At 45.8% G+C, this 15,294-nt stretch carries 16 protein-coding genes; 10 read left to right on the top strand and 6 right to left on the bottom strand.

Annotation, left to right across the window (positions count from 1 at the left end):
• The first annotated feature begins 14 nt into the window (after positions 1-14).
• Together BLS69_RS14435 and BLS69_RS32140 are read left to right on the top strand one after the other, a co-directional pair.
• Complete coding sequence (locus tag BLS69_RS14435; RefSeq protein ID WP_091032619.1) at positions 15-734, top strand: M23 family metallopeptidase; 720 nt, start codon at positions 15-17, stop codon at positions 732-734.
• Positions 735-884: 150 nt separating this feature from the next.
• Complete coding sequence (locus BLS69_RS32140; RefSeq protein ID WP_017689533.1) at positions 885-1,025, top strand: hypothetical protein; 141 nt, start codon at positions 885-887, stop codon at positions 1,023-1,025.
• Positions 1,026-1,158: 133 nt separating this feature from the next.
• On the opposite strand, the gene BLS69_RS14430 is transcribed toward BLS69_RS32140, so the two are convergent.
• Positions 1,159-2,208: an HD-GYP domain-containing protein gene (locus BLS69_RS14430; RefSeq protein ID WP_091032616.1), complete on the bottom strand. Its 1,050-nt coding sequence runs from the start codon at positions 2,206-2,208 to the stop codon at positions 1,159-1,161.
• Positions 2,209-2,331: 123 nt separating this feature from the next.
• Positions 2,332-3,078, bottom strand: coding sequence for a molybdenum cofactor biosynthesis protein (locus tag BLS69_RS14425; protein ID WP_091032613.1), 747 nt, complete (start codon positions 3,076-3,078; stop codon positions 2,332-2,334).
• Between the two features lie 120 nt (positions 3,079-3,198).
• Here BLS69_RS14425 and BLS69_RS14420 point away from each other — a divergent pair, with 120 nt between their 5' ends.
• From BLS69_RS14420 to BLS69_RS14390, 7 genes are all read left to right on the top strand, one after another.
• Positions 3,199-4,629: a bifunctional metallophosphatase/5'-nucleotidase gene (locus BLS69_RS14420; RefSeq protein ID WP_091032610.1), complete on the top strand. Its 1,431-nt coding sequence runs from the start codon at positions 3,199-3,201 to the stop codon at positions 4,627-4,629.
• A gap of 73 nt (positions 4,630-4,702) precedes the next feature.
• Positions 4,703-5,824: an HD-GYP domain-containing protein gene (locus tag BLS69_RS14415; RefSeq protein WP_091032607.1), complete on the top strand. Its 1,122-nt coding sequence runs from the start codon at positions 4,703-4,705 to the stop codon at positions 5,822-5,824.
• Between the two features lie 220 nt (positions 5,825-6,044).
• On the top strand, positions 6,045-7,181 hold the full coding sequence (gene yfkAB / locus BLS69_RS14410) for a radical SAM/CxCxxxxC motif protein YfkAB (RefSeq protein WP_091032604.1): 1,137 nt from the start codon (positions 6,045-6,047) through the stop codon (positions 7,179-7,181).
• A gap of 46 nt (positions 7,182-7,227) precedes the next feature.
• On the top strand, positions 7,228-8,580 hold the full coding sequence (locus BLS69_RS14405; RefSeq protein WP_091032598.1) for a hemolysin family protein: 1,353 nt from the start codon (positions 7,228-7,230) through the stop codon (positions 8,578-8,580).
• Positions 8,581-8,858: 278 nt separating this feature from the next.
• Complete coding sequence (locus BLS69_RS14400; protein WP_017689526.1) at positions 8,859-9,098, top strand: spore coat associated protein CotJA; 240 nt, start codon at positions 8,859-8,861, stop codon at positions 9,096-9,098.
• Positions 9,088-9,363, top strand: a complete 276-nt coding sequence (locus tag BLS69_RS14395) for a spore coat protein CotJB (protein ID WP_036669913.1) — start codon at positions 9,088-9,090, stop codon at positions 9,361-9,363. Before BLS69_RS14400 ends, BLS69_RS14395 begins: the two co-directional genes overlap by 11 nt.
• Before the next feature lie 98 nt (positions 9,364-9,461).
• On the top strand, positions 9,462-10,031 hold the full coding sequence (locus BLS69_RS14390) for a manganese catalase family protein (protein WP_036669914.1): 570 nt from the start codon (positions 9,462-9,464) through the stop codon (positions 10,029-10,031).
• 191 nt (positions 10,032-10,222) lie between these two features.
• On the opposite strand, the gene BLS69_RS14385 is transcribed toward BLS69_RS14390, so the two are convergent.
• From BLS69_RS14385 to BLS69_RS14370, 4 genes are all read right to left on the bottom strand, one after another.
• Entirely contained in the window at positions 10,223-11,215 is a 993-nt protein-coding gene (locus BLS69_RS14385) for a 3-oxoacyl-[acyl-carrier-protein] synthase III C-terminal domain-containing protein (RefSeq protein ID WP_091032595.1), read from the bottom strand.
• 54 nt (positions 11,216-11,269) lie between these two features.
• On the bottom strand, positions 11,270-11,620 hold the full coding sequence (locus tag BLS69_RS14380; protein ID WP_091032592.1) for a hypothetical protein: 351 nt from the start codon (positions 11,618-11,620) through the stop codon (positions 11,270-11,272).
• Between the two features lie 187 nt (positions 11,621-11,807).
• Entirely contained in the window at positions 11,808-12,176 is a 369-nt protein-coding gene (locus BLS69_RS14375) for a carboxymuconolactone decarboxylase family protein (protein ID WP_091032589.1), read from the bottom strand.
• A 12-nt stretch (positions 12,177-12,188) separates the two neighbouring features.
• Positions 12,189-13,820, bottom strand: a complete 1,632-nt coding sequence (locus tag BLS69_RS14370) for a thiamine pyrophosphate-binding protein (RefSeq protein WP_091032586.1) — start codon at positions 13,818-13,820, stop codon at positions 12,189-12,191.
• A 414-nt stretch (positions 13,821-14,234) separates the two neighbouring features.
• Between BLS69_RS14370 and BLS69_RS14365 the strand changes: the two genes are divergently transcribed.
• The gene (locus tag BLS69_RS14365; protein ID WP_091032583.1) at positions 14,235-15,206 is read left to right on the top strand and encodes a Gfo/Idh/MocA family protein; all 972 of its coding nucleotides are present in this window, start codon (positions 14,235-14,237) and stop codon (positions 15,204-15,206) included.
• The last annotated feature ends 88 nt before the right edge of the window (positions 15,207-15,294 follow it).

Raw genomic sequence — 15,294 nt, 5'->3', positions numbered from 1 at the left:
AAGGATGTGAGTGTATGAGCGTAAACCCTTTCGAGGGCTATCGGATTACAAGTTCATTCGGCTATCGAATTCATCCTATTCATGGTGGACAGACATTTCACCGCGGAATTGATCTCGTGACAGAGCCCTGGAATGGCCCCGTCTATGCCTTTATGGAAGGTAGGGTACGTTTTGCTTCCGAAGGAGTTACAGGCTCCGGATTCGGCGGTTACGGGCTTACAGTTGCCCTTCAAGATCATCGTGGCTACTTGCATTGTTATGCTCACCTTTCGCGGATTGCCGTAACCGTTGGGCAGCGTGTGAAGCGAGGGCAGCTTATCGGTAATCAGGGAAGCACCGGTCAGAGTACTGGCCCGCACGTACATTATGAGATTCGTAAAACAAGTGCACCATCTTACGGGTATACAGCCAGCGAAGATGGTGTGACGGAACCGGGTGCGTATCTACAGGCCGAATACGGAACTGCATCCCAGGAACAGGAGGCTCCGCCGATGACCACTGAGCAGAAGAAAATGTTTGAAGCCATGCAGAAAACGCTGGAGATTCAAGGGGGATGGATTCAGCAACAGGAGCAACTTTCCAATATGGATTGTCCCGCATGGGCGCAGCAAGCGTTTGATTATTATCGACCGTTTATTATGAACGACAAAGGCAGTTATGAATTTTGGAGATTACTTGTTATTATGCACCGCAAGGAAAAAGGCATTCAGGTTCATTCGGATTCCGACATATAGATCTCTGCAAAGAACAGGGAGTAGCAAAAGGCTGATCCACTCAGGTAGATGCAGACAGACAACCATTTATCGAATGTTGCCTGTTCGCCCGGTTCATTCCAACGGAAACGTCATATGTTAGGGTATACCTGATGAAGAGGAGGCAATCACATGAGCGAAGTAGGATATGGCTGTGGTGGCAACGTAGGCGGAGTAGGCGGCGTTGGCGGATACAATATGTTCACAAACACTGGTGCAATCTTGGTACTGTTCATTCTGTTGGTTATCATCACAAAAGCATTCTGCGTGTAATTCCAACATGATCGAATCGGAATAGACAAAAGGGAAGCCGATTACGGCTTCCCTTTTGTCATATGCCGACCTATGAGTTGGCTATTTCAGTTACTATGGAGTTCTTCGTATACATGCTGTGTACAATGAACAGTTACTGTACATAGATCTCAACGATAGCAATATCTCTTTCTTTCGCTAAATCGATAAAGGCCGTAGAGGTCTGAACGAGTGGTCGGAAATAATCCGCAGGATTATTCATGACAATGAGTCCCGTCTGACCCGTGGTGAGCAGAACCCTTTTACCGATAAAATTAGGCAGCATGTGCTTGATCAGTTCCTGCGTTGCTTCAGCATTTAACTGACCAAAGCTGAGGCTGTACAGTTCACATAGAACAGAGATCAGTTCCTGTTTGGTCTGGTACACCCGATTCGTCGTCATGGCGCTGTAAACGTCTGCTACAGCAGTTATACGGGCATATGGGTGGATCTCGTCTCCTCGCAGTCCATGAGGATAACCACTTCCATCCTCGCGCTCATGATGCTGAAGTGCAACCGTTGCCAGAATTTCATCCTGAGTGGATTCTTTAATGATATCGTACCCATAGAATGTGTGTTTCTTCATTTCGTCAAATTCTTCCGTGGTCAATTTACCAGGTTTATGTAACATTTCAGAAGGAATCTTGGACTTGCCAATATCATGAAGATATCCTGCTTTGGCTACCGTTAGACATTCTTCGGGGTTGTAACCCATCCAGCCGGCGATATAAAAAGCGAGCATTCCGACTTGCAATGAATGGTTGTACGTATAATCGCTATCCCCGTCCAGCATAAGTAACAAGGAGACAACATCTTTTTGTTTTTCCAACTGTTCTGTTAGGGTGAACAAAATCTCATCGACCTGTGTCTCATCAATAAAACCCTTCTCCATCGCTTGTTGAAATAGAGATTCAGTACCTTTGATCGTATCGTTAAACAAGTTAGTTAACAGACGGGTTTGATCGGAAGGTAAGGTTTGTGCATCAGAGTGTAGGTCGGATGTTGTGTGTTCTACATCTGCGTACTCGATTCCATGTTGCAACAGTTTGGATAGGTCATCTTCACTGAGGGTGGAACCTTTCATCAGCATGTGGAGACCCGAACTGTTGTATACATCATTTTTTAACAGGTCACCCGGTTTAAGATCAGTAACATGCACTCTCACGTATAAACCACCTTTTCTCGACTAATATCGACACATATAATTATAATAACAAGAAAAAAATGGGTTGACAACGACTTATTTACTATTAACCCACTCTGTCTAAAAGGTGTAAAGGCTCATTATTTAGTTCTCCATGGGGTTCCATGGTCCTAATTGATGTCCCTTCCATTCAGATCCATCTTCCCAAATTTCCTTTTTCCAGATCGGAACGGTCTGTTTGAGTCTCTCTATGGCGTAACGGCTTGCATCATAACAGTCGTTGCGATGAGGCGAGGAAACGGCAATGACTACACTAATCTCTGCCACATCCACTTTGCCAATTCGGTGACTGATTGCACATAACACACCAGGCCAGCGATCGGAGATTTCCACACCAATGGCTGCCATCTGAGAAAGAGCCATCGGCACATAGGCCTCGTATTCAAGATGAACGGTGCGTTGTTCACCAGTCATTTCACGAGTCGTACCTACAAAAGTAAGAGCTGCCCCGTGATTCGGGGTAATCACTAGCGCCGTTGTTGCTTCCACGGACAAGGTGGACTCTGTAATCAGAAATAAGCCATCTTCAGTCCGATGCTCTGGAACGGTAGAGCGATGCTTCTCATCGGATATATCCGTACCATCGCCTCCAGAGACGGGAGGGATCAACGCAAGTTCATCTTCTGAGCTAAGTATAGTATCGGCAGGAGCGTACTGCTGGTTAACTGCCAAAAAGGATGTCCTTATCTGAGAAGCTGCCTCTGGGTAGGCCAGACTCAGTTTTTCTTTTAAATTGGCAGCGGTTGGAAGGTCTCCAATGTACTCAAACTCCAGGAGGGATGTATTTAAACGTTCTGCAATGCCTGCAAATAGTTGAATTGTCAATTTCATAGATATGACTCACCTCTTTTTGATCTCTAAACCCTTTAAATATATCATAACGACGCGGAAAATGTTATGCTTATCCATTAGAAGAATGAACGTTTATTGAAGAGCAGGGGAGGCGGTGTGATGAGCACCAGGGAGAAGCAAACGTTAACGATTCTACACACCAATGACATCCATAGCCACTTCGGCTCCATGAGCACCATCGCCGCTATGATCAATGAGGAACGTGACCAAGGTGGCAACTTCCTTGTATTGGATATCGGCGATCATATGGACCGGATGGCCGTTGAAACAGAAGGAACACTGGGTACGGCTAATGTTGATGTTATTAACCTGACGGGCTACGATGCCATTACAATCGGTAACAACGAAGGACTAACCTTTACGCCAGATCAGCTCTCGCAGTCCTACGCTGGACTTCTGTGTCCTGTGGTATGCGGCAATGTTGTGGAGCAAGATACTGGACTTCCACCAGTGTGGATGAAACCTTCTCTGATTGTGGAGAAAGGTCCATTTCGCGTTGGTCTGCTGGGGGCAACTGCCCCTTTTACCACGTTTTACGAACTGCTTGGGTGGGATGTTCTGGACCCTGTGGAGTCACTAAGAACTCAAGTGGAAGCATTACGTGATGAAGTGGATGTGGTGGTTGTTCTTTCACATCTGGGACTTTCGACAGATCGGAGACTGGCGGAGCAGATTACTGGAATTGATGTTATTCTCGGTGGACATACCCATCATGTTCTCGAAGAACCATTAGTCATTGGTCAGACCGTGCTGGGTGCAGCTGGGAAATTTGGCCAATGGCTTGGGAAAGTGGTTCTGGAACGAACAAGTGTGGGAAAACCTCTCCAACTGGTAAGTAGCGGTTGTATGGCTGCCAAGAGTATATTACTAGATGATCAGGTCGCGCTGGCAATCGCTACGAATCGTACGGAAGCCGAAAGGACACTCAATCAGACGGCAGTGATAACGGATCGGGTGCTGCCCATCGCGTATGACCGGGAATCCCCGTTTGCAACCTTGCTTGCACAAGCTGTTCGTCATTTCACGGGGGCACAGCTGTCTCTGGTGAATGCAGGTCAGCTTCTGGGAGATCTTCCACAAGGTAATATTACAAAAGGAATGTTGCATTCCCTATGTCCATCTCCTATAAATGCTTGTACAATATGCTTGAGTGGAAGTCATATTCGTGAAGCACTTGAGCAGTCCTTGTTGGACGAGTTTTCAGGTAAGCCCATTGTGGGATTTGGTTTTCGTGGTCATATTCTAGGCACATTATGTATGGACGGAATGGAAGTTCAATACAATCCACATGCGCCAGCCTATGAGAAGATCGAGACCATATCCATCAATGGGGAGCCTATGGACGAACAATGTGAGTATATCGTTGGAACACTGGACATGTTTACGTTCAATGTGGGGTATCCTCCTCTGGCTCATGGAACCCGTACGCTCTATCATCTTCCGGAATTCATACGCGATTTGCTGGAAACGGAAATAAAACGACCAGGGGCTCTGGACGACAGCCTGCGAGCCCGCTGGCATCAAAGCTAAATTTAAAGTACTTGCCTTCTGCTGAAGCGGCGGCTAGTGGTAATTACATCTACGGAGCGGGAGAGGATAGGCTGTGCGTTTAGTACATATAAACTTATTGCAGCCTGGCATGAAGCTGGGGAAACGTATTTATAGTGAAGAAGGCCTTGTATTACTTAGTGAGGATGTAGAGCTAACCAGTCGATTGATTGGACGCCTTAAGGATCTCGGAGTCGGTTATGTGTATATTAAAGATGCTGCGACAGAGGACATCATCGTTCCTGAAATGTTGCAGGAAGAGACCAGGAGGAAGGCACTGGTAGAGATCAAACAGCAATTTCAGAGTATGTCAGGACTGAAAACCAAAAATCAGATTCCTCATTTCGGTAAAGCGCTTAGTGGTGTGATGAATGCCATTCTGGAAGACATCGGCAGTCAGAAGGAAGCCATGATTATGCTGATGGATATGAACTCCAGCGATTTTGACCTGTATAACCATTCTCTGAATGTATGTGTGTACACGCTGGTTCTTGGTGTCGCTTCGGGTTACACACGCCAGCAATTAATGGAGATTGGTCTGGGCGCTTTGTTGCATGATATCGGCAAAACACAGATTGCACCAGAAATTTTGCATAAACCCTCCAGATTGAGTGACGAGGAATTCAAAATCATTCAGCAGCACACTACATATGGACACCGTATTCTCAAAGATGAACCAGGTATACCGCTTCTATCTGCGCATTGTGCATTGCAGCACCATGAACGAATTGATGGCAGTGGATATCCCTTTGGTTTGAAAGACAAGGAAATTCATGAATATGCCAAATGGATTGCGCTTGCTGATTCGTATGATGCCATGACAACGAATCGGGTGTACAAGCAAGCTTTGCTGCCGCATCAGGCAGTAGAGGTGTTGTATACAGGTTCAGGAACCCTCTATGAACAACGGATGTTGGAGAAGTTCAGGGATTGTGTCGCGATATACCCAGTAGGTATTTCAGTCAAGCTCAGTACGGGAGAGGTTGGGGTAGTTGCATCAATTCATTCACGTGTTCCTCAACGTCCGCTTATCCGTGTTCTAAAAGATGCGGACGGTCAGACTTTATCTTCGCCTTATGAAATTAACCTGCTGACAGCTCTGTCTGTGATGATCACAGGTGTAGAGGGTGTGGAGGATACACTTTCAGCGGCTCAAAGTGAACAGGTGGAAAGCTGAACTAATTGAAAGTTGATTAGCGCTCATGTCGTAATATCCGGGCCGTTTCGTAATTCGGTCCAGAGTTGCCTGAGCGTTTTTTGTCATGTAATGGACAGGGTCTGCGTATGCCGGAGCATTCAAAATTGTGCTATGATAAAAGATAACTCCAAAAAGAGAAACACAAGGTATGATGTAAATAAAACTTTTTAGGTTAATAAAAGGAATAAGGTGAAGAACAATGACCATGCTAAACTCAGGATCGGTACAACCGATGCCTTTATCGCCAACGAATGATCCGTGGGATCCGATCGGCTCTCTGCGTACATATGGACGCCATGTGCTGACCAGTGTAGAAATGACCGTGACACATCTATGCAATATGAGGTGTGAGCATTGTGCCGTGGGAGATATGCTTACGATGCGTGAGGCGCCGGCTCTTCCGCTCCCTCTGATGCTGAAACGATTGGATGAAGTGGAGCATCTGCAGACGATTAGTCTGACGGGTGGCGAGCCAAGCTTTAGCCAGAAAACAGTGGATGAGATGATTATCCCGCTGCTCAAATATGCCAAGGAACGTGGAATTCGTTCCCAGATCAATTCGAATTTAACGCTGGATATCAGCCGGTATGAGCAACTTTTACCTTATCTGGATGTTATGCATATCTCATTCAACTATCTGAATGCTGACGATTTCCATCAAGTTGGATTTGCGAATAGTGGCAGACCTGTGAAACGTGAAGTAGCGGTAAAGATGTATGAGAAAATGATTGAAAATTCACGCAAACTGAGTGAGGCAGGCATGTTTATCTCTGCGGAATCGATGATTAACTTCCGTACGCACGACAAGCTGGATGGTATTCACCAATTAATTCGTGAGATGGGCTGTGTCCGTCATGAAGTGCATCCGATGTATAATTCGAACTTTGCTTCGTCGTTGCCTGTGTTATCACTGGACCATATGAGAGCAGCCATTCATCGTTTGCTTGATGTGCGTGACAAGGATATGTGGATGCTCTTCGGTACCCTGCCATTCTTCGCGTGCAGTGCAGCAGAGCAGGATCGGGAACTGATCAACCGTTTATACAGCGAACCCAATGTGACGGTACGTAACGATCCGGACGGACGCAACCGCGTTAATGTCAACATGTTCACGGGTAATGTGTATGTGACGGATTTTGCAGACATCCCGGCATTTGGCAACATTCGTGATCGTAAACTGGATGATGTGTTCCATGAATGGTCAGCTGAACATCCGTTGAATCAAACGGTCAATTGCCATTGCGATATTGCATCCTGTTGCGGACCAAACCTGCTAGTGGCAGATATGTATTACAAGGGTGTGGATTTCAAATCGAGAAAGGCAATCACACGTTGATATTCCAGGTGTATTCCTGAAATAGATAGAAAAGGGGAGTTTCAACTTGGATATTCATACCGAATTTCATCTTGGACAGCTGGTATTTAATCTGGTCTGTGTCTTTTTGCTCGTATTTTTGAATGGCGTATTTGTCGCAGCGGAATTTTCCCTTGTTAAAGTAAGGCAAACGCGCTTAACTCAATTGCAGAGTGAAGGAAACCGTTTGGCTGGTTATGCACTGAAGGTGAATAGTAAACTGGATTCCTATCTATCGGCAACTCAGTTCGGGATTACATTGACATCGCTTGGACTCGGGTGGCTGGGAGAACCAGCCATCTCTGAATTGCTCGTTGAGCCTCTCATGTTTAAGCTCGGTGTAGGAGATACAGGGCTTATTTCGACCGTGTCGGTCATAATCGGTTTCTGTATCATTACGTTTCTGCATATTGTGCTGGGTGAGCTTGCGCCTAAATCGTTGGCAATTCAAAAAACAGACGGAGTGGCATTGTTTTTATCTGCGCCCTTGCTGTTGTTCTACAAAATCTTCTTCCCGTTCATCTGGGTACTGAATGTATCGGCTAATGCATTGCTGCGTCTGGCGGGTATCGAACCTGCCAGTGAAGGAGAAGCTCACTCGGAAGATGAACTTCGAATTTTGATGAAGCAGAGTGCCAAAAGTGGTGTCATCGATAAAGATGAGATCAAACTGATGGACAACATCTTTGATTTCTCTGATATGCTGGCACGTGAAGTGATGTTGCCACGTACAGACATGGATTGTCTGTACACGCATATGTCTTTGGAAGAGAACCTGGAGATCATTAATGCAACCAAACATTCCCGGTATCCCGTAGCAGTAGAAGACAAGGATGAGATCATTGGATTTATACACATCACCGATCTGTTGCTGGCTAAACCGGAGCAACAACATGATCTGGCTTCACTTGTTCGTCCAATCTTAAACGTTCCTGAATCCATGGAAATCAGCCATGTGCTGCGTCTCATGCAGAAGAAACATTCTCAGATGACGCTGGTTGTGGATGAATATGGCGGCACAGCTGGATTGCTGACTGCGGAAGAAATTCTGGAAGAGATCGTTGGAGACTTGTATGACGAGTTTGAGGATGAGCGTCCGCATATGGAACGCAGTGGAGATTCCTTTTCCATTGATGGTCGTTCGCTTATTGAAGAAGTTCATAAGTGGACCGGAGCCATCATTGAGGATGAAGAAGTGGATACCATTGGCGGATGGTTGTTTAAAGAGCTTGGAGGTACTCCAGCCAAGGGCAAAACTCGGGAGCTGAATGGATACGTCTTTGAAGTGGAAGAGTCCACTCGTTTGCGAATTACTCGGGTTCGAGTGTACAAGCAATCTGTTCCTCAAGACATGAATTCGGAAGAAAATCCAGCAGAATAGAACTCGTTGCAGGAGCAAGATAAGACGAGCAAAAGTATGAAATGACGCAGATTATGAAAATCTGCCAGGATATAAGACCTTTGGAAGTTACCTGAAAGGGGAACGAACCGAAGGTCTTTTTTTATTTTAAAGAAGAATTTGGAGAAATTCTGCACATAGTTGAAACGAATTTCGGATTAACTTTGGGGACAGCGTCATATGGTTATATAGACGGGAAACTGGAAGGACCTCAGTAATATTCAGTTGCACCAATGATGTATTATAGGAGGCGTTGTTCTGTGAAAGATCCGCAACTTCGTGCTTACGCCCCTTTTGTGGGGCCGTTTGATCCTTGTCCGCCAGTAGAGATTCGGACGTATCTGGTACCTCCGCAATTATTTATTCCATTTCAGCCTATGGGCTGGCCACAGTACAGTCCGGCAGAAGCATTAAGAGTGGGGACGTTATGGCCTGCATTATACAGCCCTTATACACCAGCAAGATCGAAGGGAAGGAAGGTGGATGTGGATGGAACCTGAAGGAGCAAAAGCGTGCGATACCCAATACTATGAGCTGCTGGAGGAGCTTCAGGCTCTGGATTTTGTATTAGTGGAGTTGAATCTGTACCTGGACACCCATCCTGGGGATTATCAAAGCATAGAGCAATATAACAAATTCACGCAAGAACGTACGCGGGTGGCGCAGGAGTTTCAACAATTGTATGGACCCCTGATGAACTTTGGTCATGCCTTCTCCAAGTATCCGTGGGAATGGTCTCAGACGCCCTGGCCATGGCAAGTGTGACACATCAGCCTCAGGCTTCCTTGCAGGACTTTAGGGACAGGAAGCCCGAGGGTTAGAAGAAGAGCTGTATTTTGATAACGTAGAGGGAGGCGTCTTACATGTGGGTGTATGAGAAAAAACTGCAATATCCCGTAAGGGTTAGTAAATGTGATCCTCGTATGGCGAAATTGCTGATGGAACAATATGGCGGTGCAGATGGGGAGTTGGCCGCTGCCCTTCGATATCTGAATCAGCGTTATACAATTCCAGACAAGATTATCGGTCTGCTGACGGATATTGCTACAGAGGAATTTTCTCATCTGGAGATGATTGCCACCATGATCTACAAGTTGACCAAGGACGCATCAGTGGATCAACTGGAAGAAGCGGGACTTGGGCCGAACTATGCTCAACGCGATTCTGCCTTGTTTTATACCAATTCCTCCGGTGTACCCTTTACAGCTGCCTACATTGCTGCAAAGGGTGATCCAATTGCGGATCTGTACGAGGACATTGCAGCAGAAGAGAAAGCTCGGGCTACATATCAATGGTTGATCGACCTGACCGATGACGTGGATCTGCAGGATAGTCTGAAGTTTCTAAGGGAACGCGAGATCGTTCATTCCTTACGCTTCCGGGAGGCTGTAGAGATCCTGAAAGACGATCGGGAGACAAAGAAGATTTTCTGAACGTTTGGTATAAAAGCAGAAGTCTGGCAGTCCGATAGGGCTGCTTTTTGCTTTGAGTTAATTGCTATGAGTTAATAAAGCCCGAAGCAGTGTACGTGGTGTATTGAGGGTTGCTTTCAAATAAAAAGACGATCCTTTTTGAATTTAAAATAAAAGGGATCGTCCTGGTTATTATTTTGGTGAATTATGGCCTAATATTCAACCACCATGGCAACATTTTGCCATCCAGCTCCAACGGTCCAGAACAACACTTTGTCACCACGCTGAATCTGACCAGTTGTAATCGCTCGATGTAATGCGATGAACGGACTGCTGGTTGAGGTATATCCGAACTCATCTCCGATATAGACTGCAATATCGTCACCAATGCCGATGTTCTCGGATACAGCCCGAATGTTACTAATGGATAGCTGAGAGAAGCAGGCGGCTCTGATCTCGTCTGGTCCAATCTCGTTGCGTGTCAGCAAGGTACGAATGGACTCCGAAGCGGCGTCCACACAGATCGAATCATCAAATGGGATGAATTTCACATGAAAGGCACCTGCATCCACACCTGTTTTGCCCAATTTCGCCAAGCCTTCTGCAGGAAAAAGAGAATTACCATACACACAGGTATCCGTCTGATAGATGGAATCAATGAAACCGACAGCATGTTCATCCCGCTCTACAATAACCGCCGCTGCTGCATCACCGAAATTGGCGAAGTATACGGGATCATCGGGACTGGCGTGAGGAGCTACGTAATCCGAGCCGATGATTAATGCCCGGCGAATTCGAGGATTGCCCAGCATCTGCCGGTTAACCTGTTCGAAAGCAGCGGTCATGCCTGCACAGTTGGCGTTACTGTCAATACAGATCGTGTGAGAAGCTCCGTTAATCAGGCGATGAATCATCAAGGAATTCGTAGGAAAGATGTATTCCGGCGTTTGGCTTGCATAAGCAATCAGATCAATATCTGCACCGGTAAGTCCGGTTTTTTCCAGTAGGTTACTGGCTGCCTCAAAGGCCATGCTTAGTGAATTTTCGTCATCGTTGTCAATTTTATAACGTGTATCACGACCAAGTGCCTTTAACAATCCACGAATATCTACACCTCTTGCGTCAAAATGTTCAATATAAAAATCATTGTGCACCTTGGTTGCTGGATGATAGATATCGATATCTACAATACGAATTCCGGCCATCTTCATTCTCCTCTTGAGCGGAAGGGTGAATTCACAGCTTGTCCGCCTGGTTTATTAAGTGGTAACGGTAGATATGATTTCGAGATTGTCCAGGCCAACAGACCGACCAAGTCGGGACAATTGCATTTTTAGAATCGCGTTGTTCTCGAGGGTCAACACGACTTTTTTATATTCATCTTTTTTGAACATTTGAAGGCAGCCTTCCAGAAGAGGAACAATCTCCGGAGCAGTAACATTCAACTTTTTGCAATCGATGTTCAGGTCATACTCCTTGGTGTTAAGAGGAGCGATCGTATCCTGATATGCCGAGATGGAACGCAAACCGTCTTCTTGAGAGAAAGAACCCTCCAGTTCAATGTTTAACACCTTGTTCGGAACGTCAGTCTTAAGAATGAAATTTCCCATGTTTGATCTCTCTCCTTTAAATGAGTTAAGGCTATCCTGCTAATGGATACACAGCCCCATAGGACCTCTGTTGAAAGCTTCTAAGATGAGAGCTGGTTCGAAGGATAATTTAACCATATTATAAAGGTAGGAATGTAAAAAGATCAATAAAAAAGTCGAATCATGTATAAAAATGTAGAAAAGTGAATTACTGTATTTCTTCCAAGGTAGCAAGCAAAATATTGAATGCACTAATGATGCGTGGAGCACCCACACAGGGTGCCAGATGTAGCAATATTCCCTTGAGCTGATCCACCGTCACTCCCACGCTCAGAGCCATCGTGTAATGTACCCCTAATTGTTCATACTGTCCTTGGGTGATCAACGAAGAGATGATAGCAACTTCCTTCCATTGATCCGTAATCGTGGTGCGCTGAAAAATATCCCCGTATGCCGTCCCCATAATAAATTCCGACAATTCGGGAAAATGTTCTTTGATGGGTGCAAGGGCTCTTGCGCCGTACTCACCAGAAAGTTTTGCGAAACGGTCTAGTCCCTGAGCTACATGTTCACTCATGATCTACTCCTCCTAATTTAAAGTTACGGTGCGGTGAGCCGTGGGTGGGATTTCATCTCGATCGGTCAGAAGCTCAATAACAGTTACCTGATTTAACGTCTGGGCTGTGTTCAGCGCAGATGAGAATTCAGCAAGGGTTTCTGCTCGAAACGCAACCGCACCGAGAGATTCGGCGAATTTGGCTGCATCCATAGGAACTTCATATAATGTGCCATCAATTCTGCCTGTTGTTTTTTCCATTCCTTTGAGTGCCATGTCCAGTTGTTTGTTATTAACGACAATGAAGATGACATTCAGATTGTTGCATACCGCGGTATTGATCTCCGTCCCCAGCATCATGAAACATCCATCCCCGGTGATACATACAACGGTCTCTTCAGGTGAAGCGGCCTTTGCACCTATCGCCATACCAATGGCGTTACCCATGCAGGCAAAGTACGCGTCAAACACAAAGCTGCCTGGTTTTTTGACTTTATATCGCTGGACCGCATGAAATCCATGGCTGCCATCATCAACAAACAGCTTATGATCGTAAGGAAGAAGTTCGCTCATCCCGTCCAGCACAGAAGCCAGAGACAGGCGGGGCAGATCTGGTAATGGGACAGTGTAATCCATGGGTGTCGTGGTTCTCTCAGGAGTAGGGAGGTCTTCTAATGTGCCCAGCAAATATTGCAGGTTGTCCTTCAAATCACCGGTGATATGTAAGGTTTGAGCGCTCAGAATCTTGCCTACAAACGTAGGATCAGCGTCAAATTGGATGAGGTGTACCGGATGATGTTCAGGCTTCAGATTGCAGAGGGTCATATCACTTAGACGTGAACCGAGTACGATATAAAGGTCACTTTGGTTCAGGATGTCGTCTGCATGCGGGAAACCTCCAACACCACAAGGTCCATGGTATAGGGGATGGTCCCACGCAATCGCTCCTTTTCCACCAGGAGTAGTAATGACGGGAATGTTGAACGATTCGGCCAAATGAAGCAATTCATCATGGGCTCTGGCGCGACTTACACCTTTACCAGCAATAATTAAGGGACGGTTGGATTGCTCAATGAGAGGAAGAATGCGATTCAGATTAGATACGCTAAGCAGAGGTTCCGGTTCGGGAATGACAATCCGGCATTGGGATAACAACTCGGTCTGTACGTCAAAAGGAATACAGAGGTGAACAGGGCCTTTATTGGGGCCGAGTGCAATGGAAAGGGCGTGATTCAAAAGTGTGCCGAAGTGATCTCCACGCTCAACCAGTTTGCTGAATAGCGTAGCAGGCCTGAACATCTCAGCCAGATCAGCCAGATAGGAAGAGGAATCCTGGCACTGGGGTAGCCCCAGTTCCTGAATGGATTGATGGCCCGTAATAAACAGTACCGGCAGATTGTTGGCCTTTGCATGGGCTGCTGCAGTAAGCAGATTGGTTCCGCCTGGACCGGATGTGGCAAAGGCAACGCCGAGTTTACCCGTCTGTAATGCATAACCGGATGCGGCAAAACCTGAGCTGGATTCATGACGGCCTGGAATGAACTCTAATCCGTAATCCACCATTTTCAGTACAGCAGGACAGATGGATTTACCAATAATACCAAAGACATGAGTAACGCCTAGATTACGCAGAGTTTCTGCCAAATAGTCCGCAACTGTTCTCATGCGGGACACCTCGCTTCATGAAATAGGTTATTAGAACCATACGCATATTCCATTTGTTGAATGCAAGTTACTGTCTAAGGTTGTAAGAGGAAATATTCATTGTTATTAGGAAGAGTATCTTTTTTTGTGGTTTTTTGTCAACCTGTTTTTGTGAGTCTAAATTCCTGATTCTTAAGTTGGTAACGCTTTAAGTGTTGCTGGATAAAGTAAAAATAATTGGTTATATATCCCTGCAACGAATTACCCAATCGCAACAAAGTTACAAATAATGTAAAATGATGACTGTAAATGATGAATTTCAGCCACAAATAGCGACTTGAAAGCTTGAGATTTATCTTTTTTCGTATCAACGCATCATCGCATTCGCATTTCTTTGCTTTCTGCTATACTGGAAAGGAATTGGGAGGGGATGGAATGACAATCATCAAGATGGCTCTGATTGGGCTGGGTAAAATGGGACTACATATGGTTCATCTAATCGAGAATACAAAGATGGATACAAAGATTGAGATTGTAGCGGTGTGTGATGCGAATGAGGACGGTTTGGCGTCTTTTGCAGCTTCTCATCGGGGAGTTAGGACGTATACGGATTACAAGCAATTGATGAATGAACATCAGATTGATCTGTTGTATATTGCAGTTCCGCCGAAATTTCATTATCCGGTTGTCATGGAAGCGCTGGAGCGCAAAATTCATGTGTTCTGCGAGAAACCGCTTGCCAATAGTGTAGAAGAAGCCAAAGAGATGCTGGATGCAGCGGAGCAGGCGGGCGTTGTTCATGCCATCCATTTCTCGATGCCGCATGAACCTTCCGTGCTGAAGTTGCAAGAGATGATTAAGCAGGGTACTGTGGGGGCCGTTCGCAAAATAGATCTGATTCTGCAATTCCCGCAGTGGCCACGATCATGGCAACAGAATGCTTGGATTACGAGCCGGGAACAGGGTGGATTTATTCTTGAAGTAGGGATTCACTGGATTCATATGATTCAAAAGGTGTTTGGTGCCATCCGGGTAGTGAGCACTCAGGTTCAATATCCTGAGAATGGAGACTGTGAACTCGAAGTACAGGCTGCAATGGAATTGGAAGACGGGACTCGAATTCAGCTAAACGGCATCTCTCAATTTGCGGGGGAAGAACGTGTATCCATGGTGGTGTACGGTACGAAGGGCACGATTGCTCTGGAAAATTGGGAAGAATTGAAGACGGGTCGGGTGGGACAGCCACTGTCTCGAGTAGAAGTGCTTGAATCCGCCAGTGAATTGCCGGTTCTGAAACATGTCATTGCCCGTATACAAGGCAAACCAGCTAAGATATATGATTTTAACGATGGGTATCAGGCACAATTGATACTGGAAGCGTTGCGAAGTACGGAACAATCAGGATAAGAAAAGGAGTGCCAGGTTTCTCATTTCGAAGTGCCTACTGTACCTTTAAATATCAGCTCTCCTTAAACACCAAGAAGCATCGCAGTGG

It is taken from the genome of Paenibacillus sp. CF095, from assembly GCF_900101225.1.
Classification (GTDB): domain Bacteria; phylum Bacillota; class Bacilli; order Paenibacillales; family Paenibacillaceae; genus Paenibacillus.
The sequence above is the reverse complement of the archived record's forward strand: the minus strand, read 5'-3'. Positions and strand labels throughout refer to the sequence as shown.